This window comes from Comamonas testosteroni (assembly GCF_000761245.1).
In the GTDB taxonomy this organism is placed as follows: Bacteria; Pseudomonadota; Gammaproteobacteria; order Burkholderiales; family Burkholderiaceae_C; genus Comamonas; species Comamonas testosteroni_C.
On record NZ_AWOR01000078.1, the window covers coordinates 194,586 to 211,343 of the forward strand.

Annotated in this window: 18 protein-coding genes; 7 read left to right on the plus strand and 11 right to left on the minus strand. The window is 62.5% G+C overall.

All coding sequences use genetic code 11. The annotated features are described in order from the left end of the window. Positions 1-19: 19 nt before the first annotated feature. Entirely contained in the window at positions 20-847 is an 828-nt protein-coding gene (gene pyrF / locus P353_RS22930) for an orotidine-5'-phosphate decarboxylase (protein WP_003072183.1), read from the minus strand. Positions 848-1,079: 232 nt separating this feature from the next. Between pyrF and P353_RS22935 the strand changes: the two genes are divergently transcribed. Beyond that, positions 1,080-1,964: a DMT family transporter gene (locus P353_RS22935; protein WP_034374862.1), complete on the plus strand. Its 885-nt coding sequence runs from the start codon at positions 1,080-1,082 to the stop codon at positions 1,962-1,964. Here the strand turns inward: P353_RS22935 and P353_RS22940 are convergent. From P353_RS22940 to sucC, 6 genes are all read right to left on the minus strand, one after another. After that, on the minus strand, positions 1,961-2,530 hold the full coding sequence (locus P353_RS22940) for a dihydrofolate reductase family protein (protein WP_034374864.1): 570 nt from the start codon (positions 2,528-2,530) through the stop codon (positions 1,961-1,963). The two genes, P353_RS22935 and P353_RS22940, sit on opposite strands and share 4 nt — an antisense overlap. 121 nt (positions 2,531-2,651) lie before the next feature. Next, positions 2,652-3,086 (minus strand): PaaI family thioesterase, encoded by a 435-nt coding sequence (locus tag P353_RS22945; protein ID WP_034374866.1) that lies wholly within the window; start codon positions 3,084-3,086, stop codon positions 2,652-2,654. Further along, complete coding sequence (locus tag P353_RS22950) at positions 3,086-3,520, minus strand: MerR family transcriptional regulator (protein WP_034374868.1); 435 nt, start codon at positions 3,518-3,520, stop codon at positions 3,086-3,088. Before P353_RS22950 ends, P353_RS22945 begins: the two co-directional genes overlap by 1 nt. 137 nt (positions 3,521-3,657) lie before the next feature. Beyond that, positions 3,658-4,350 carry a TerC family protein gene (locus P353_RS22955; RefSeq protein WP_034374870.1) on the minus strand — a complete coding sequence of 231 codons (693 nt, stop codon included), beginning with the start codon at positions 4,348-4,350 and terminating at the stop codon, positions 3,658-3,660. Between the two features lie 145 nt (positions 4,351-4,495). Continuing rightward, entirely contained in the window at positions 4,496-5,395 is a 900-nt protein-coding gene (gene sucD / locus P353_RS22960) for a succinate--CoA ligase subunit alpha (protein WP_003060065.1), read from the minus strand. A gap of 20 nt (positions 5,396-5,415) precedes the next feature. Further along, complete coding sequence (gene sucC, locus P353_RS22965) at positions 5,416-6,576, minus strand: ADP-forming succinate--CoA ligase subunit beta (protein WP_003060063.1); 1,161 nt, start codon at positions 6,574-6,576, stop codon at positions 5,416-5,418. Between the two features lie 472 nt (positions 6,577-7,048). Between sucC and argC the strand changes: the two genes are divergently transcribed. Then, positions 7,049-7,981, plus strand: coding sequence for an N-acetyl-gamma-glutamyl-phosphate reductase (gene argC, locus P353_RS22970; protein ID WP_034375189.1), 933 nt, complete (start codon positions 7,049-7,051; stop codon positions 7,979-7,981). Between the two features lie 200 nt (positions 7,982-8,181). Further along, on the plus strand, positions 8,182-9,105 hold the full coding sequence (yddG, locus tag P353_RS22975; protein ID WP_034374872.1) for an aromatic amino acid DMT transporter YddG: 924 nt from the start codon (positions 8,182-8,184) through the stop codon (positions 9,103-9,105). A gap of 3 nt (positions 9,106-9,108) precedes the next feature. On the opposite strand, the gene P353_RS22980 is transcribed toward yddG, so the two are convergent. The 3 genes from P353_RS22980 to recA all read right to left on the minus strand — a co-directional run bounded on the left by P353_RS22980 (position 9,109) and on the right by recA (position 11,652). Beyond that, positions 9,109-9,831, minus strand: a complete 723-nt coding sequence (locus tag P353_RS22980) for a hypothetical protein (protein ID WP_034374874.1) — start codon at positions 9,829-9,831, stop codon at positions 9,109-9,111. A 51-nt stretch (positions 9,832-9,882) separates the two neighbouring features. After that, positions 9,883-10,359 carry a recombination regulator RecX gene (recX, locus tag P353_RS22985; RefSeq protein WP_034374876.1) on the minus strand — a complete coding sequence of 159 codons (477 nt, stop codon included), beginning with the start codon at positions 10,357-10,359 and terminating at the stop codon, positions 9,883-9,885. 183 nt (positions 10,360-10,542) lie between these two features. Continuing rightward, entirely contained in the window at positions 10,543-11,652 is a 1,110-nt protein-coding gene (gene recA, locus P353_RS22990) for a recombinase RecA (RefSeq protein WP_034374878.1), read from the minus strand. Between the two features lie 138 nt (positions 11,653-11,790). On the opposite strand from recA, the gene P353_RS22995 reads away from it, so the two are divergent. The 4 genes from P353_RS22995 (at position 11,791) to P353_RS23010 (ending at position 15,821) form a co-directional block, all read left to right on the plus strand. Further along, complete coding sequence (locus tag P353_RS22995; protein WP_034374880.1) at positions 11,791-12,282, plus strand: MarR family winged helix-turn-helix transcriptional regulator; 492 nt, start codon at positions 11,791-11,793, stop codon at positions 12,280-12,282. A 109-nt stretch (positions 12,283-12,391) separates the two neighbouring features. Further along, on the plus strand, positions 12,392-13,069 hold the full coding sequence (locus P353_RS23000; RefSeq protein WP_003064757.1) for a response regulator transcription factor: 678 nt from the start codon (positions 12,392-12,394) through the stop codon (positions 13,067-13,069). 111 nt (positions 13,070-13,180) lie between these two features. Beyond that, the gene (locus tag P353_RS23005) at positions 13,181-14,623 is read left to right on the plus strand and encodes a sensor histidine kinase (protein WP_034374882.1); all 1,443 of its coding nucleotides are present in this window, start codon (positions 13,181-13,183) and stop codon (positions 14,621-14,623) included. A gap of 220 nt (positions 14,624-14,843) precedes the next feature. Beyond that, a complete protein-coding gene (locus tag P353_RS23010) occupies positions 14,844-15,821 on the plus strand; it encodes a tripartite tricarboxylate transporter substrate binding protein BugE (RefSeq protein ID WP_034374884.1) in 978 nt (325 codons plus the stop codon). A gap of 89 nt (positions 15,822-15,910) precedes the next feature. Here the strand turns inward: P353_RS23010 and P353_RS23015 are convergent, their stop codons facing one another. Continuing rightward, on the minus strand, positions 15,911-16,723 hold the full coding sequence (locus tag P353_RS23015; RefSeq protein ID WP_034374887.1) for a hypothetical protein: 813 nt from the start codon (positions 16,721-16,723) through the stop codon (positions 15,911-15,913). Between the last annotated feature and the right edge of the window lie 35 nt (positions 16,724-16,758).

Here is a 16,758-nt window from a genome sequence, read left to right on the forward strand (position 1 = left end):
GCCAGATGCCTACCCTGGCTCAGCTCTGGGCTGCAGCCTGCAGCGTGGCGCGCGTAGCGATGGCGGCTTCGCGTGCGGCCTTGGCAAAGTCATCGCCCTGCCCTGCGTACAGAATGGCGCGCGAGGAGTTGATGATGATGGGCCCGCCGCCGATGCGGGCGGCCTTGACGGTCGCCACGGCATCGCCGCCCTGTGCACCCACGCCGGGAATCAGCAGCGGCAACGTGGGGGCCACGGCACGCACGCGCTCGATCTCGTTGGGACGGGTCGCCCCAACCACCAGGCCCAGCTGGCCGTTGGTGTTCCAGGGACCCTGGGCCAACTTGGCCACATGCTCGAACATATGGGGGTTGCCGGGCACATCGGCCAGGACCTGGGCCTGCAGGTCGTCACCGCCGGGGTTGGAGGTACGGCACAACAAAAAGGCCCCCTTGCCCTCGTACTTGAGATAGGGCGTGATGGAGTCGAAACCCATGAAGGGCGAAAGCGTCACGGCATCGGCACCATAGCGCTCGAAGGCTTCCTTGGCGTATTGCTCGGCGGTGGAGCCGATATCGCCACGCTTGGCATCCAGAATCACGGGCACATGGGGTGCCACGCGACGCATGTGCTCCATCAGCTTCTCGAGCTGGTCTTCGGCGCGGTGGGCGGCAAAGTAGGCGATCTGGGGCTTGAAGCTGTTGACCAGATCATGGGTGGCATCGACGATGGCTGCGCAGAAGTCGTAGATCTTGGACGCATCGCCCTGCATGGCGCCCGGAAAACGGCTGGGTTCAGGGTCCAGACCCACGCACAGCATGGAGTCATTGCGCGTGGACGCGTCGCGCAGCATGTCGATAAAAGTCATAAAGCGTGATTTTAATTGCTCGCCCCTTCCAAGCCTTGCCACAGGTTTTGCAGCAAGACGTCAAACTTGGCACACACCAGCAGAGAGACAGCGAGCAAGGGCCTAGGCGGCCCCGCCGCCCCGCAGCGAGGCTGTCGTCTCCCTCCCATAGCGCACAGCGCGTAGAGAGAGGGGGAAGGCGCGAAGCGCCACAGGGGGAGAAAATCATTTCGGGGGGAGATAATCCAGCCCCATGCCTTCGTTCACGCCCAAACAGCTCGTTCTTCTCGTCTTGCTCACCATCGTCTGGGGCCTGAACTGGCCGGTGATGAAGCTCGGCGTGCAGCATTTCCCGCCCCTGAGCTTTCGCATGGTCAGCATGTGGATAGGCCTGCCCATTCTGGCCCTCTTTGTCGTCGGCAGGGGCTTGCCGCTGGCCATACCGCGCAGCTACTGGGGCCAGCTGGCCAAGCTCACGCTGTTCAATATGGTGCTCTGGCACTGCCTGATCATCATCGCCATCCCCACGCTGTCCAGCGGGCGCGCGGCGATTCTGGGCTACACCATGCCCATCTTCTCGGCCGTGTTCGGCAGTCTGTTCTTCAAGGACAGGCTGGGCGCGCGCGCCTGGGCAGGCGTGGGAGCGGCCTTTGCCGGCGTGCTGCTGCTGCTGTGGCATGAGGTTGGCGCTCTGGGCAGCAAGCCCCTGGGCGTGATGCTGATGCTGATTGCTGCTGCCGGCTGGGCCTGGGGCACGCAGCTGCTGCGCCGCACCGAGGCGCCCGTGCCGCTGATGACGCTGTCGCTGTGGATGGTGGCCATCACCACCGTGGTGCTGACTGTACTGGCCTTTGCTTTCGAGCGAAAACAATGGCATATGCCCGACCAAAGCGCGCTGGCGGCCATTGCTTTCAATGGCATCCTGGTGCTGGGCTTTGCCCAGGCCGTGTGGTTCTATCTGGCTCGCAGCCTGCCTCCCGTGGCCTCCACGCTGAGCGTGATGATGATTCCGGTGCTCGGCGTTTTTGTGGGCGCCTGGTGGCTGGGCGAGGTCTTGCATTGGCAGGACTGGACCGCCGTCTGCCTGATGGTGGTGGCGATTGCCTCGGTGCTCTGGCCTGCCAAAAACAGCCGTTAATTCCCAGGCAGCTGCGTCTTGCACACGGTGTAGCGCAGCTCCGCCATGCCCGTGCCCATCTGCTGCACGGACTGCAGCTGCAGCACGGGGCTCAGCACGCGGCGCGGAAACAAAGGCTTGCCACGGCCCAGAGTGGCCGAGCCGACCTGCACAATCACCTCGTCCAGCAGGCCCGCGTCATGGAACTGCCCCGCCAGATCACCGCCGCCCACAATCCAGATGTTCTTGTCGCCTGCTGCAGCTCTCATGTTTGCCAGCACGGGCCGCACATCGCCGCTGACAAAGCGCACATCGGCGCCTTCTATCAACGGCAGCTGACGGCTGGAGAAAACCCAGGCAGGCTGCGCATAAGGCCAGGCCGCGCCAGTCTCCTGCTTCACGGCATCGGCGTTGCGGACCATCCATTCATAGGTGGCCGAGCCCATGGCCAGCGCGCCGACCTGCGCAATAAAGCCCGGATAGCTGGACTGCGTCAGGCTGCCCAGGGGAAACAGCCAGTCCAGAGAGTCGTCTTCGGTGGCGAGAAAGCCATCCAGGCTGGAAGCGGTGTAGTACTGGGTCTTCATGATGGGCTGTAGTTTGCCTTGAAGGCGCCGACTCGGTCGGTTACAGGCTCGCTATAGAGAAAAATCAATCGCGATAGCATCCCGCATCCACCATTCAGGCGCTACAGCACCGAAAGACCCCCTACTGTGCAGGCGCCAGGTTCCGCGCCGTGGCCAGCATGGTGGCGCACAGCAGCTCCCGGCCCGCCTTGCGAGAAAACACATCCGCCCTGACAACCGTCAGCAGCTTGCTGGTCTGGATGACGCGGCCACGGGCCAGCAATGTCTCGCCATCGGCAGGAGCCAGATATTTGATGCTGCAGTCGATCGTGGCATTGAGCCAGCCAGTCGGCAGCAGCGTCCCCGCGGCCGATACGGCGGCGAAGTCCGCGATGGCAAAGACCGGCGTTGCCTGCAACTGGCCGGGCCTGAAACTCAGGCTTTCCTGATAGGGCAGGCAGAGATCGACCTCGCCTGGCTCTATGCGCTCAAAGCGCAGTTGCAGCAGCTGCGCCACCGGCATGGAAAGCACCAGGGCCTGTACGTCACGGGCGAAATTCTCGTTCTGTGGTGTCATCACTTCCTCCTGCTCCGACCGGATGAACCGGCCTCGTCACTGCCGCGCGCACGAACACGCGGAAATCCTGGCTTCGAGGCTGGCTGCGGCTCGCGCTCGCCAAACCATGCGATATGTGAAACCAGGTGCTTGCGCAGTGCGCGCCGCTGGGCAATCTCCGCATCCAGCTCGGCAATGCGCTCCTCAAGCCTGGCAATCATCTGGGCCGCCGTCAGGGTCTTGCGACGATAGGCCGGCAGCACTTCAGCGATCTGCGCCAGGGAGAAGCCACATTGCCGCGACATGGAGATGAATCGCAACTCGCGGATCACGCTGTCATCGAACTCGCGGTAGCCGGAGGGGCGCCGGGCGGCGGCAATCAGGCCCAGACTCTCATAGTGGCGAATGGCGTGCACGGACACACCCGACAGGCTGGCAAGTTCCGATATCTGCATGGCGACAAGGCTAACAAGCCTGGGGTTACACGAAGGTTGGAAGCCATGTTCACACAGTTTGTCATCCGCGCTGCAGCCCAAAAAAAAACGCACCGTGAAAGCACGGTGCGTTTTTTGGGGAAAGACTTCCGGGGCGATCAGGCCGCGGCGACTTCCTTCTTGGTAGAGCGTGCCTGCATGAACTTGCCCAGTCCGACCACCAGCACGGCGCCCGCTGCAGCAGCGACATAGTGCAGCCAGGGGTGAGCCATGGTGTAGCCATGCAGCAGGTTGTCGTTGACGATGGTCTCGCCGCCCACCCAACCGATCAGCGCCGCGCCCAGCGTGACGATGACGGGGAAGCGTTCCATGAGCTTGATCATCAGCGTGGAGCCGAAGATCACCAGGGGAATGGAAATAGCCAGACCCAGGATCAGCAGCACCATATTGCCCTGGGCGGTGGCAGCCACGGCAATCACGTTGTCCAGGCTCATCACCAGGTCGGCGATCAGGATGGTACGGATGGCGGTCATCATGGAGCCATGGCCCTTGGACTCGCCTTCGCCGTCTTCGTCGCCAGTCAGCAGCTGATAGCCGATCCACAGCAGCAGACAGCCGCCCACGACCTGCAGGAAGGAGAGCTCCAGCAGCTTGGCAGCCACCACGGTCAGCACGATACGCAGCACCACGGCGGCGCCGGAGCCGAACATGATGGCTTTCTTTTGTTGTTCAGGGGGAAGAGAGCGCGCGGCCAGTGCGATGACCACGGCGTTGTCGCCGGAGAGGATGATGTTGATCCAGATGATCTTCACCAGGCCGATCCAGAAATCGGCGCTATTGAGCATTTCCATGATGACTCCACTGTTTTGAATATGAAAGCGCCGCATTGCGCGGCGCTTTCTTTTAAGAGTGGAGGCAGTGTAGGGCTCGAAGCCCATCTTGCCAGTTCGTAATACTGCGTAAATTCAACGCTGTATCACGAACTTTTGCACGGGCTTACTTCTTCAGCAGGCCTTGCAGCAGGCGACCCATTTCGGAAGGGTTGCGGGTGATGGTGAAGCCGCACTCTTCCATGATGGCCAGCTTGGCGTCAGCCGTGTCGGCACCGCCGGAGATCAGGGCACCTGCGTGGCCCATGCGCTTGCCGGGAGGCGCAGTCACGCCGGCGATGAAGCCCACGATAGGCTTCTTCATGTTGGCCTTGCACCACTGGGCAGCTTCGGCTTCGTCGGGACCGCCGATTTCACCGATCATGATCACGGCATCGGTGTCGGGATCGTCGTTGAAAGCGCGCATCACGTCGATGTGCTTCAGACCGTTGATGGGGTCGCCACCGATACCGACGGCGGAGGACTGGCCAATGCCCAGTTCGCTCAGCTGAGCCACGGCTTCGTAAGTCAGCGTACCGGAGCGGGACACCACGCCCACGCGGCCCTTCTTGTGGATGTGACCGGGCATGATGCCGATCTTGATTTCGTCAGGCGTGATCAGACCGGGGCAGTTGGGGCCCAGCAGCAGAGTCTTCTTGCCGCCGGCAGCTTCCTTGGCCTTCATCTTGTTGCGCACTTCCAGCATGTCGCGAACGGGGATGCCTTCGGTGATGCAGATGGCCAAGTCCAGGTCGGCTTCAACCGCTTCCCAGATGGCAGCAGCTGCGCCTGCGGGGGGCACGTAGATCACGGACACGGTCGCGCCGGTTTCCTTGGCGGCGTCCTTGACGGAACCAAAGATTGGGATGTCGAAAATCTTTTCGCCAGCCTTCTTGGGGTTCACGCCTGCCACGAAGCAGTTCTTGCCGTTCGCGTATTCCTGGCACTTTTCAGTGTGGAACTGACCGGTCTTGCCAGTAATGCCCTGGGTGATGACCTTGGTGTCTTTGTTGATAAAGATCGACATGTTTCTATCTCCGGGGCGTATTACTTAACGGCAGCGACGATCTTGGTCGCTGCTTCAGCCATGGTGTCAGCAGCGATGATGGGCAGACCGGAATCCTTGAGGATTTGCTTGCCCAGCTCTTCGTTGGTGCCCTTCATGCGCACGACCAGAGGCACGCTCAGGTTCACGGCCTTGCAGGCGGTGACCACGCCGTTGGCGATGGTGTCGCACTTCATGATGCCGCCGAAGATATTGACCAAAATACCCTTGACTTCAGGGTTCTTGAGCATGATCTTGAAGGCTTCTGTCACCTTCTCGGCCGTAGCGCCGCCGCCCACGTCCAGGAAGTTGGCAGGTTCGCCGCCGAACAGCTTGATGGTGTCCATGGTGGCCATGGCCAGACCGGCGCCGTTCACCAGGCAGCCGATGTTGCCGTCCAGGGAGATGTAGGCCAGATCGAACTTGGAGGCTTCGATTTCGGCAGCGTCTTCTTCGTCCAGATCGCGGAAAGCCACGATTTCGGGGTGACGGAACAGCGCGTTGGGATCAAAGTTGAACTTGGCGTCCAGGGCCATCAGGTCGCCCTTGGAGTCGCAGTTCAGGGGGTTGATTTCCACCAGCGACGCGTCGGTGTCCATGTAGCACTTGTAGATCTTGGCGAACAGATCCACGGCCTGGTCCACGGACTTGCCTTCAAGACCGATGGCAGCTGCCACCTTGCGCGATTGCGCTTCGGTGATGCCGGTCAGGGGGTCGATCATCTCGGTGATGATCTTTTCGGGAGTGGAGTGAGCCACTTCCTCGATGTCCATGCCGCCTTCGCTGGAAGCGATCAGGGCAACCTTCTGTGTGGCGCGGTCAGTCACCAGCGACACATACAGCTCGTTCTTGATGTCGGCGCCGTCTTCGATGTACAGGCGGCGAACCTTCTGGCCTTCGGGGCCGGTCTGGTGAGTCACCAGCTGCATGCCCAGGATCTGCTCGGACAGCTTTTGCACGTCCTCGATGGACTTGGCAACCTTCACGCCGCCGCCCTTGCCGCGGCCACCAGCGTGGATCTGGGCCTTCACCACCCACACGGGTCCACCCAGCTTCTGGGCTGCTTCAACAGCCTCTTGCACGGTAAACGCAGGAATGCCACGGGGAACGGGCACACCAAATTGGCGCAAGATTTCCTTGCCTTGGTATTCATGAATCTTCATGACTTTGTCTCTCTGAACTGAGGGGAAATACCCGCTTGCCACCGACTCGGGGGAGCCTGGCCATCGGGTTCATATGACATGGCGAGCAGGAATGTACCATGCTGCACCGCGCAAAACGACACCTGAACATGCGCAAAATCCACAATTTCGCGCAACTTTGTCGTGTTCCGGAAACAGCTGCAATGCCTTGAATTCTTTAGGGAAATTATTCCTACACGATATCTTTTCTTCCCGCAACTTTCTTATGTCTTATATACGAGTTAAAGGCCTTGAGGCAGCGGCTGGCAATGTGCTGACAACCGCTAATAGCTGCTACGTCTACTGGGCCATTCGCGCGAGACTTGCCTAAAAGTCAGGCAGTGCACATCCCTGACGAGATTCAAGGACAATCACCGTTCGTAAAGCGGCAATGGTGCCGCAGGCAGCGGCATATAAACCAAGAAATGCGCGCGCCGGTGCAGGAGAAAATGCAATGGCAAAAGTCTTTATTGACGGAGAAGCAGGAACCACGGGTCTGCAGATCCGTGATCGTCTGGTCGATTTCGCAGGTGTGGAACTGGTCAGCATCGACCCCGCACTGCGCAAGGACCCGGCCGCCAAACGCTCTCTGATTGCCGGTGTGGATCTGGTCATCCTCTGCCTGCACGACGATGCAGCCCGCGAAACAGCAGCCATGGTGGACTCCATCACCGCAGAAACCGGCCGCGCCATCAAGATCATCGACGCCTCCACCGCCCACCGCACGGCCGCAGGCTGGGTCTATGGCTTCCCCGAACTGCGCGCCGGGCAGCTCGACGCCGTGAAGAGCGCCACCCGCGTCTCCAACCCCGGCTGCTACGCCACGGGCGCCATCGCCCTGCTGGCGCCGCTGGTGGCTGCGGGCCTGATTCCCGCCGACTACCCCGTGAGCCTGCCTTCCGTGTCCGGCTACACCGGCGGCGGCCGCACCATGATCGAAGCCTATGAAGGCGGCGATGCCGCACCTTACGAGGCCTACGCCCTGGGCCTGTCGCACAAGCACATTCCCGAAATCCTGCACTACACCGGCATGACCCGCCGCCCCGTGTTCATCCCCGCCGTGAGCAACTTTGCCCAGGGCATGCTGGTGCAGCTGCCGCTGCACCTGGATCTGCTGCCCGGCGCACCCAAGGCCGCCGACCTGCACGACGCGCTGGCCAGCCACTACGCCCGAACCAATACCAGCGCCAACTGGGTCAGCGTGCTGCCGCCCACGGACGACAACAAGCTGGCCGCCGACACCCTGGCCAATACCAACAAGCTGGAGCTGCGCGTGTTTGCCAACGAGCAATACCGCCAGGCCGTGCTGATCGCGCGCCTGGACAATCTGGGCAAGGGTGCCAGCGGCGCTGCCGTGCAGAACCTGCAGATCATGCTGGGCCTGTGAGCGCGCCCAGCCAGTGCTGAAACGGCCCGAAGGGCCGTTTTTTTTTGACTTTGCGCCGATGATCAGCACTTGGCCCCGCCCCGAACAAACAATAAAATCAATAGCTTACAGCGCCCTCCAGTCAATGAATTCAATGCAGAAAATGCATCAAATCATTGCCTACATTGCGCACAAAGCTCCTGTTTTAAAAGCGCCTCCCCATGAACCCCACTGAAGCCGCCGCCCGGCGTGCCACGCTTATCGGCCTGCTGGCCGTGCTCTGCTGGAGCTGCACCGTGGGCCTGATGCGTGCCGTGGCAGAGCCGCTGGGTGCCGTCGGCGGCGCGGCCTGCCTCTACACCATGGCCGCCATCTGCGTTGCCGCAGCACGCGGGCGCAAAGGCTGGCGCGAGCTGGCACGCTGGCGCAGCATGCACCCGGCCTATCTCTGGGGCTGCGGCCTGCTGTTTGTGGTCTATGAAATTTGCCTGTCCGTAGCCGTGGGCCTGGCCCACGACCGCAGCCAGGCCATGGAAATCGGGCTCATCAACTATCTCTGGCCCAGCCTCACCATCGTGCTGGCCGTGCTGTGCGGCCAGCAGGCGGCTCGCTGGTGGCTGTGGCCAGGCGTGCTGATCTGCCTGTGGGGTCTGGCGCGCGTGCTGGGCGGCGACAGCTTCAGCCTGCCGGTCATGTGGAGCCATGTGCTGGGCAACCCGCTGGCCTATGGAATGGGTTTTGCTGCCGCCCTGCTCTGGCCGGCCTACTCGCTGCTGGCGCGCCGCTATGGCTCAGGCTTCAACGCCGTGGGTCTGTTCGTGACCTGGACTGCCATCGCGCTGTGGCTCAAGTGGCTGATGCTGGGCGAGCCACAGCCCATGCTCTGGAGCTGGCTGACCACTGGCCAGCTCTTGCTGGTCGGGGCGCTCACGGCACTGGGCTACAGCTGCTGGGAGCACGGCATCCAGCATGGCAAGCTGGCCCTGCTGGCTGCAGCGTCCTATTTCACACCGGTGCTCTCGGCGCTGATGGCCAGTGCACTGCTGCAGGTGCTGCCGGGCTGGAGCTTTTGGCAAGGCGTGGCACTGGTAACGCTGGGTTCGCTGGTCTGCTGGTGGGCAACGCGCACGCCTGCGCCGGCATAGGCCTCAGGTCAGCCAGATGCCAAGGCCCAATACCACCGCATGCACGGCCATCACAATCCACAGCAGCGTCCACGACGGCTCGGCCATCTCCTGCAGCAGGCTCTGAATCTTTTCGCCCAGAAAGGCACGCAGCGCCGGGTCTCCCCGGCTGGCTTGCTCACCCCACTCGGCACGCGTCTGGCCCCATTCGTCCATCAACTCGGACAGCGGCAGGCGATTGAGCACCGTGCGCACCACCCATTGCACCGCCCGGCCATCGCCAATCCAGGGTTTCAGATGCTCCATGGCCGTGCTCATGTTCAGCAGGTCGGCGGTTTTGTGCAGCGCCTTGTGCGCACGGGGCATGGACTCGATGCGCTGCGCCAGCATCTCGGCCAACCGCTGCGACAAGCCCTGTCCATAACGTGCCACCAGCTTGCCAGTGGCGCGGGCGCGCCCGATCTGCAGACCCACCATCACATAGGCCGGGATGATGAACACCAGCAGCAGCGCCACCACCAGCGACGGCGAAAACAGCAGGGCGATGAGAGCCCCCGCGCCACCTGCATGGGCCGCCGCAGGCATGCCCGGCCCGTCCAGACGCAGGAAGTAGAAAGCGGCCGAGGTGCAGCCCAACACCAGAGCCAGCGCAATGCCGAGCATCAAGCCACCCAGCAGGGATTTGCCAGCGCTCAGGCCGACGCGCAAGGCGGACGGAGTATCCGGATTCGAAGCAGTTGAGGGCATGCATTGTCCTTTTCGTCACGGAGTCTAACGGTCGCGGGCTGCGTGCAGTTCTCAGCCCGCGTCATCACTTTCGTCGAACGCCGAGTATGGAGCCTCGCGCAAAACCCGCGATGCCACGGCAGAAGAAAAGCCCCGCGACGCCATGAAACGCAGCTGTTTGGCCTTTTCCTTGATATCGGCAGGCGGCGTACCAAAGCGCTTGCGCCACAGCTCGCGGGCGCGTTCCAGCTCGGTATCGCGCAGTTGCTCGCTCGCGTTGCGCACCACTTCATCGTCCAGCCCTTTGCTGCGCAACTCCTGCACCAGCCGCGCCGTGCCAAAGCGGCTGGACTTGCTGTGAATGACGGAATCCACCACCCGCTGCACGCTGATGAAGCCGCGCTTTTCCAGCTCATCGAGAATGGCCCGCAGGTCATCACCCTCTTCCACATATGGAGCCAGCTTGCGCTGCAACTCCAGCCGCGAATGCTCGCGCTGCCCCAGCAGCTTCAGGGCTCGGCCTTTGAGTGAAAGCTTGGCAAAGCTCACGACGCATCTCCAGAAACAAAAAGGCGCAGGACGAACCTGCGCAAAGATGGCAAACCTTTTGAGCAATGAGGCCCGCACTCAAACACTGGCGTTCACCAAGCCAGGGACATCAAGCAAGGGCCGCACCGCTGCGAGGATGTCGTCCCCTTTCGCGAAAGGCGCATAGCGCCTTCAGGGGAAGAATCAACCTTCAATCACTCCGTCCTTGTCCACCTTGCCCTTGCCACCCTTGGCAGGCTTGGCTTCGGCAGCCGCAGCACCGTCCACAGGCAGCAGCTTGATGCCCAGGCTATCGCGCACCTTGTTTTCGATTTCGATGGCCAGCGCGGGGTTCTCGCGCAGGAACTCACGCGAGTTGTCACGGCCCTGGCCGATTTTTTCGCCGTTGTAGGCATACCAGGCACCGCTCTTTTCCAGAATCTTGGCGTTCACGCCCATGTCCAGAATCTCGCCTTCGCGGCTGATGCCTTCACCAAACAGAATGTCGAACTCTGCCGTCTTGAAGGGGGGCGAGACCTTGTTCTTCACGACCTTGACCTTGGTTTCGTTGCCGATGGCCTCGTCGCCCTTCTTGATGGTGCCGGTGCGGCGGATATCCAGACGCACGGAGGCATAGAACTTCAGCGCATTGCCGCCGGTGGTGGTCTCGGGCGAGCCGAACATCACGCCGATCTTCATGCGGATCTGGTTGATGAAGATGACCATGCAGTTGGTCTTCTTGATGGTCGCCGTCAGCTTGCGCAGGGCCTGGCTCATCAGGCGGGCCTGCAGGCCGGGCAGGGCGTCGCCCATCTCGCCTTCGATTTCGGCCTTGGGCGTCAATGCGGCCACCGAGTCGATGACGATCAGGTCCACGGCTCCCGAGCGCACCAGACTGTCGCAGATCTCCAGTGCCTGCTCACCGGTGTCGGGCTGGCTGATCAGCACGTCGCTGAGGCTCACGCCCAGCTTCTGGGCGTAGCTGGTGTCCAGCGCATGTTCGGCGTCGATAAAGGCGCAGGTGCCGCCCTGCTTTTGCATCTCGGCAATGACCTGCAGCGTCAGCGTGGTCTTGCCCGAGGATTCGGGGCCGTAGATTTCGATCACGCGGCCGCGCGGCAGACCGCCTACGCCCAGCGCGATATCCAGACCCAGAGAGCCGGTGGAGACGACCTGAATGTCTTCGATGGCCTCACCTTCACCGAGCTTCATGATGGTGCCCTTGCCGAACTGCTTTTCGATCTGGGCCAGGGCTGCAGCCAGGGCTTTGGCTTTTTCGCTGTTGGCGTCGTTGGTCTTGGCGATGGCGTTCATATCAGGCTCCGAAGTAGGTGAATGACTGTCTGTGACCAGCCCTGTTTTTGTATTCAGGCTGGATGCTTGAACAGTAGTTTAGAGGCTGATACTGAAAATTTATTTAACTATTTAGTCAGTTTGCCTTACCATTTATCCATGTCAGAAATCGCCCCCGTCACCCCACCCGCCGATGCCTGGCGCCAGACCCATCTGGGCCGTTTGCTCGGCCATGCCATGCGCCGCTTCGATGCGCGCGTGCTGCAGCTCATGGCGCGTGCAGTGGAGGTGCCGCTGGCGTTATCCAATCTGGCGGCGCGCGACAAGGTGGGGGCAGCCCATATCCACATCACGCGCCATCTGTCGCTGGCTGGCGACCGGCTCACCGATCTGGCCGACAAGGCCGGCATGACCAAGCAGGCCATGGCCGATCTGGTGACGCAGTGCGAAGCCTGGGGCCTGGTCACGCGCGAGGCCGACCCGCATGATGCGCGCGCCAGACGCGTGCGCTTCACCGATGCGGGTCTGGCCTGGCTGCAGGCTTTTCACGACGCCGTAAGCCAGGCAGAGGCCGAATTTCGCGAAGCCGTAGGCACGGATGTGGCCACCGTGGTCGCGCTGGGCCTGGAAGCCTATGCAGAAGGCTACTGAGATTCGACGCCTGTAAGCGGCTGTCGAGAATTGCCCTGAACGGCCATGAGCCATCCCTACAATGGCAGCAAAAGTGCAAACAGGCACACATAACAAGCAGGAGACACACATGCGCATACTGATTGCCGAAGACGACCAGGTGCTGGCAGACGGCCTGCTGCGCACGCTGCGCAGCTCGGGCGCCGTCGTCAGCCATGTGGCCAATGGCAGCGAGGCCGATACCGCCTTGCTGACCAGCAGCGAATTCGATTTGCTGATTCTCGATCTGGGCCTGCCAAAGGTGCACGGTCTGGAAGTGCTCAAGCGCCTGCGTGGGCGCGGCGATGCGCTTCCGGTACTGATTCTCACGGCCGCCGATTCGATCGAAGAGCGCGTACAGGGCCTGGACTATGGTGCTGACGACTACATGGCCAAGCCGTTTGCGCTGTCCGAGCTGGAAGCGCGCGTGCGCGCCCTCACGCGCCGCGGCATGGGCGGCGCCAGCTCCACCATCAAGCACGGCCCGCTGGTCTATGACCAGACCGGCCGGGTCGCCACCATCGACGGCAAGATGGTGGAGCTGTCGGCGCGCGAGCTGGGCCTGCTGGAGGTGCTGCTGCAGCGCGCGGGCCGCCTGGTCAGCAAGGACCAGCTGGTGGAGCGCCTGTGCGAATGGGGCGAAGAGGTGAGCAACAACGCCATCGAGGTCTATATCCACCGCCTGCGCAAGAAAATCGAGAAAGGCCCGATCCGCATCGCCACCGTACGTGGCCTCGGTTACTGCCTGGAAAAGATAGCCCCCCCCTGAGCGGCTGCGCCTAGGCGGCCCCGCCGCTTCCCCCCGAGGGGGACGATGGCCTTTGCTGCGGGGCGGCCCTTGCTGGCCATCCCTGAGTTGGAATACGCCAGTTTTACAAGCATGAAAATTTTTCAGCGTGAGCAGCGATCCCTCTTTGGCGAGATCCTCGACTGGATGCTCACGCCGCTGCTTCTGCTCTGGCCCGTGAGCCTGGCGCTGACCTGGCTGGTGGCCCAGGGTCTGGCCAACAAGCCCTTCGACCGCGCGCTGGAGTACAACGCCCAGGCCCTGGCCCAGCTGGTCATCGTGCAACGCGGCAAGGTGCAGTTCAATCTGCCGCAGTCGGCCAGCGAGATCCTGCGCGCCGATGAATCGGACACGGTGTTCTTCCAGGTCAGCGGCACCAGGGGCGAATATCTGGCGGGCGAGCGCGACCTGCCCCGCCCGCCCGCCGTCGACGAGGACCCGCCCACCGGCACGGTGCTGCTGCGCGATGAGGAATACAAGGGCATTGACCTGCGCGTGGCCTATATCTGGGTGCGCATGCCGCTGCCCGGCGAGCCCAGCGCTCTGGTGCAGGTCGCGGAAACACGCGAAAAGCGCAGCGTGCTGGCCACGGAAATCATCAAGGGCGTGATGCTGCCGCAGTTCGTCATCCTGCCGCTGGCCGCCCTGCTGGTGTGGCTGGCGCTGGCACGCGGCATCAAGCCGCTGCACCGGCTCGAAGAGCGCATCCGCGCGCGCAAGCCCGAGGATCTCTCGCCCATCAACCACAAGGATGTGCCGCTGGAGGTGGTGCCGCTGGTCGATTCGGTCAACGATCTGCTGCAGCGGCTGCATGACTCCATCGCCACGCAAAAGCGCTTTCTGGCCGACGCCGCCCACCAGCTCAAGACCCCGCTGGCGGGGCTGCGCATGCAGGCCGACCTGGCCCAGCGCGAGGGCACGAACACCGAAGATCTGAAGCGCTCGCTGGCGCAGATCGGCCGCTCAAGCATGCGTGCCACCCATACTGTCAACCAGTTGCTGGCACTGGCACGGGCCGAGAGCGCCGTGCCCGCCATGCAGGGCAGCAACCTCGTGCGCATCGTCACCGACGTGGTGCAGGACTGCCTGCCGCGCGCCATGGACAAGCACATCGACCTGGGCTACGAGGGCGCCAGCGCCAGCACGCCCGGTGTCTGGCTCAACGGCAATGCCACGTTGCTCGCCGAGCTGGTGCGCAATCTGGTGGACAACGCCATCAACTACACGCCATCGACCAGCGAACAGCCAGGCGTGGTCACCGTGCGCGTGCAGGCCGATCATTTCGGCCAGATTCTGCTGCTGCAGGTCGAGGACTCGGGCCCCGGCGTGCCGCTGGCCGAGCGCGAACTGATCTTCCAGCCCTTCTACCGGGCGCTGGGCTCCGAAGCCGACGGCTCCGGTCTGGGCCTGCCCATCGTCATGGAAATCGCCCGTCAGCATGGAGCGCAAGTGCTGCTGCAAGAAGCCAGGCCCGGTCATGCCCCGCCAGGGGCGCTGTTTACCGTGCGCTTCAGGGCTATGCCCGGACAGCAGTGAAGCGCAAGCTCGAAATGCACCAATTCGGTGCCTGCCTAGACTGAGAAACCGCACCAGGCTTGGCTTTGCGCCCATTTGCCCCGATGCGGATATCGGAAACTGCGTATTTAGCAAGTTCTCGCTTACCCTAGAATCAATTCGATCATCGGTTGCCTGAAGAGTCGCTATTTGTGCTCTGCAAGACAACAATTTGGAATCACTGGATCCTGGGAGCTTTTTGATGCAACGACGTCAATTCATCTACACCGCCGCTGCTGCCGCAGCCGCTTCTTCTTTCTCCGGCATGACCATGGCGCAGGACACATCGCGTCCTCTGCGCATCGTCGTGCCCTTCCCCGCTGGCGGCCCTACCGACATGGTGCCCCGCAATATGCAGGACGTGCTGATCAAGCTGCTGGGCGGCCAGGCCGTGGTGATTGAAAACAAGGCAGGCGCCGGCGGCTCCATCGGCATGGCCGAAGTGGCTCGCGCCACCGATGGCGTGACTTTCGGTATTGCCACCCTGTCCACCCATGGCGTGAACCCCGCCGTGTTCAAGAAGCTGCCTTACGACGCGATCAACGACTTCGTGGGCGTGACCGAGATCGTCAAGGCTCCCGGCGTGCTGGTGATCAACCCCAAGCTGATCCCCGTGAAGACTTTTGCCGAGTTTGTGGCCTACCTCAAGGCCAACCCCGGCAAGGTGTCCTATGCCACCCCCGGCAACGGCACCATCGGCCATATGTGGGGCGCCCAGTTCCTCAAGAGCACGGGCACCGAAATGCACCACATCCCCTACCGCGGCTCGGCTCCGGCCATCAACGACGTGCTGGGCAACCAGGTTCCCGTGTACTTCGACCAGGTGAACTCGTCCCTGCCCCATATCAAGTCCGGCAAGGTGCGCGCCCTGGCCGTGTCCTGGCATGAACGCCTGGACGTGCTGCCCGATGTGCAGACCTATGCGCAGGCCGGTCACCCCGATCTGAACGAGCCATCCTGGTTCGGCCTGGTGGCTCCCAAGAACACGCCCGCCGCACAAGTGGAACGTGTGCAAAAAGCCATCATTGCCGCACTCAAGGATCCCGCCGTCAAGCAGCGCATGGCTGCTCAAGGCCTGTACCCCTCGGGCACATCGAGCGCCGACTTCACCAAGCAGATCGCCAGCGAAGTGGCCAAGATGAAGAAGCTGGCCGCTGTCGCCAATATTCATCTGGACTAAAATAGGAGCTTGTTGCGCTTGTCGCAACTGGTTTTCCAATACAAAAGGCCTGCAAATGCAGGCCTTTCTTGCGATAGTAGCTACGAAAATTACTTGGCACAGGCCTGCAAGGCCTTGGGCACCAGGTTCTTGCCAGCAAGCGCCGCCACTTCGTTGCGCATGCTCGGCGTGGCCTTGGGCAGACGCAGCGCATAGGTCGTCACATCGGGGCGCTCCTGCACCACGCGCGCGGTGCGCACGCCCTGGCGCGCAAACGTGGCCAGCTGGCGCTGGGCGGCCTCTTCCGTCGAGAAACGCCCCAGCGACAGACCGGGCTCGAAGCTGCCGCCTGCGCGGTCGAAGTCGATATTCATCAGGCGCAGCTCGCCACGCTTGCGGTCCATGAATTCGGCATCGGGAAACTTGCCCATATAGACCATCCAGCGCCCGCCCTGGTGATTGGCCACGAGTTCCCAGTCGCCTTTGGGCCTGCCCGCCAGCGCACGCCGAATGCTGTCGGCCTGCGCCTCCTCGATGCCGTTGGCCTGATAGCAGGCCTCGGGCTCCTTGATGGCGGTCTTGGCATCCTTTGTGTCCTTGGCGTCCTTGGCGTCCTTGATTTCCCTGGCCGCGGCGGCTGCAGCTTCGGGCTTGCCATCCGACTTGCTTTCGGGAGCAGCGGGCGGCGCACTGTCGTCCACCGCAGGCGCTTCGGGCTCCGCAGTCTTTGCAGGTTCATCGGCCGGAGCTTGCACCGCGTCGGGCTGCTGCAGCACCAGGGCATCCGGCCTGATCTGCTCCTGAAGGCGCTGCGGCTCGGACTGCAACTCCGGCGCCAGCCCCATGCCGGCCAGATAGCCGTGGCTCCACATGTAGTAACCCGCGTTGCCCAGCAGCAAGAGCAGGAAAACGATTCTCAGCATAGGTTTCTCACATCAGTTATCCATGGGCTGCAGCC

Coding starts and splice junctions, on each gene's coding strand:
- P353_RS22945 (WP_034374866.1), bottom strand. CDS start 3,086: ATGACACCACAGAACGAGAATTTCGCCCGTGACGTACAGGCCCTGGTG.
- P353_RS23000 (WP_003064757.1), top strand. CDS start 12,392: ATGCGCATACTGATTGCCGAAGACGACCAGGTGCTGGCAGACGGCCTG.
- P353_RS22940 (WP_034374864.1), bottom strand. CDS start 2,530: ATGAAGACCCAGTACTACACCGCTTCCAGCCTGGATGGCTTTCTCGCC.
- P353_RS22980 (WP_034374874.1), bottom strand. CDS start 9,831: ATGCCCTCAACTGCTTCGAATCCGGATACTCCGTCCGCCTTGCGCGTC.
- P353_RS22955 (WP_034374870.1), bottom strand. CDS start 4,350: ATGGAAATGCTCAATAGCGCCGATTTCTGGATCGGCCTGGTGAAGATC.
- recA (WP_034374878.1), bottom strand. CDS start 11,652: ATGAACGCCATCGCCAAGACCAACGACGCCAACAGCGAAAAAGCCAAA.
- P353_RS22995 (WP_034374880.1), top strand. CDS start 11,791: ATGTCAGAAATCGCCCCCGTCACCCCACCCGCCGATGCCTGGCGCCAG.
- P353_RS22935 (WP_034374862.1), top strand. CDS start 1,080: ATGCCTTCGTTCACGCCCAAACAGCTCGTTCTTCTCGTCTTGCTCACC.
- yddG (WP_034374872.1), top strand. CDS start 8,182: ATGAACCCCACTGAAGCCGCCGCCCGGCGTGCCACGCTTATCGGCCTG.
- P353_RS22950 (WP_034374868.1), bottom strand. CDS start 3,520: ATGCAGATATCGGAACTTGCCAGCCTGTCGGGTGTGTCCGTGCACGCC.
- P353_RS23015 (WP_034374887.1), bottom strand. CDS start 16,723: ATGCTGAGAATCGTTTTCCTGCTCTTGCTGCTGGGCAACGCGGGTTAC.
- pyrF (WP_003072183.1), bottom strand. CDS start 847: ATGACTTTTATCGACATGCTGCGCGACGCGTCCACGCGCAATGACTCC.
- P353_RS23005 (WP_034374882.1), top strand. CDS start 13,181: ATGAAAATTTTTCAGCGTGAGCAGCGATCCCTCTTTGGCGAGATCCTC.
- argC (WP_034375189.1), top strand. CDS start 7,049: ATGGCAAAAGTCTTTATTGACGGAGAAGCAGGAACCACGGGTCTGCAG.
- P353_RS23010 (WP_034374884.1), top strand. CDS start 14,844: ATGCAACGACGTCAATTCATCTACACCGCCGCTGCTGCCGCAGCCGCT.
- sucC (WP_003060063.1), bottom strand. CDS start 6,576: ATGAAGATTCATGAATACCAAGGCAAGGAAATCTTGCGCCAATTTGGT.
- sucD (WP_003060065.1), bottom strand. CDS start 5,395: ATGTCGATCTTTATCAACAAAGACACCAAGGTCATCACCCAGGGCATT.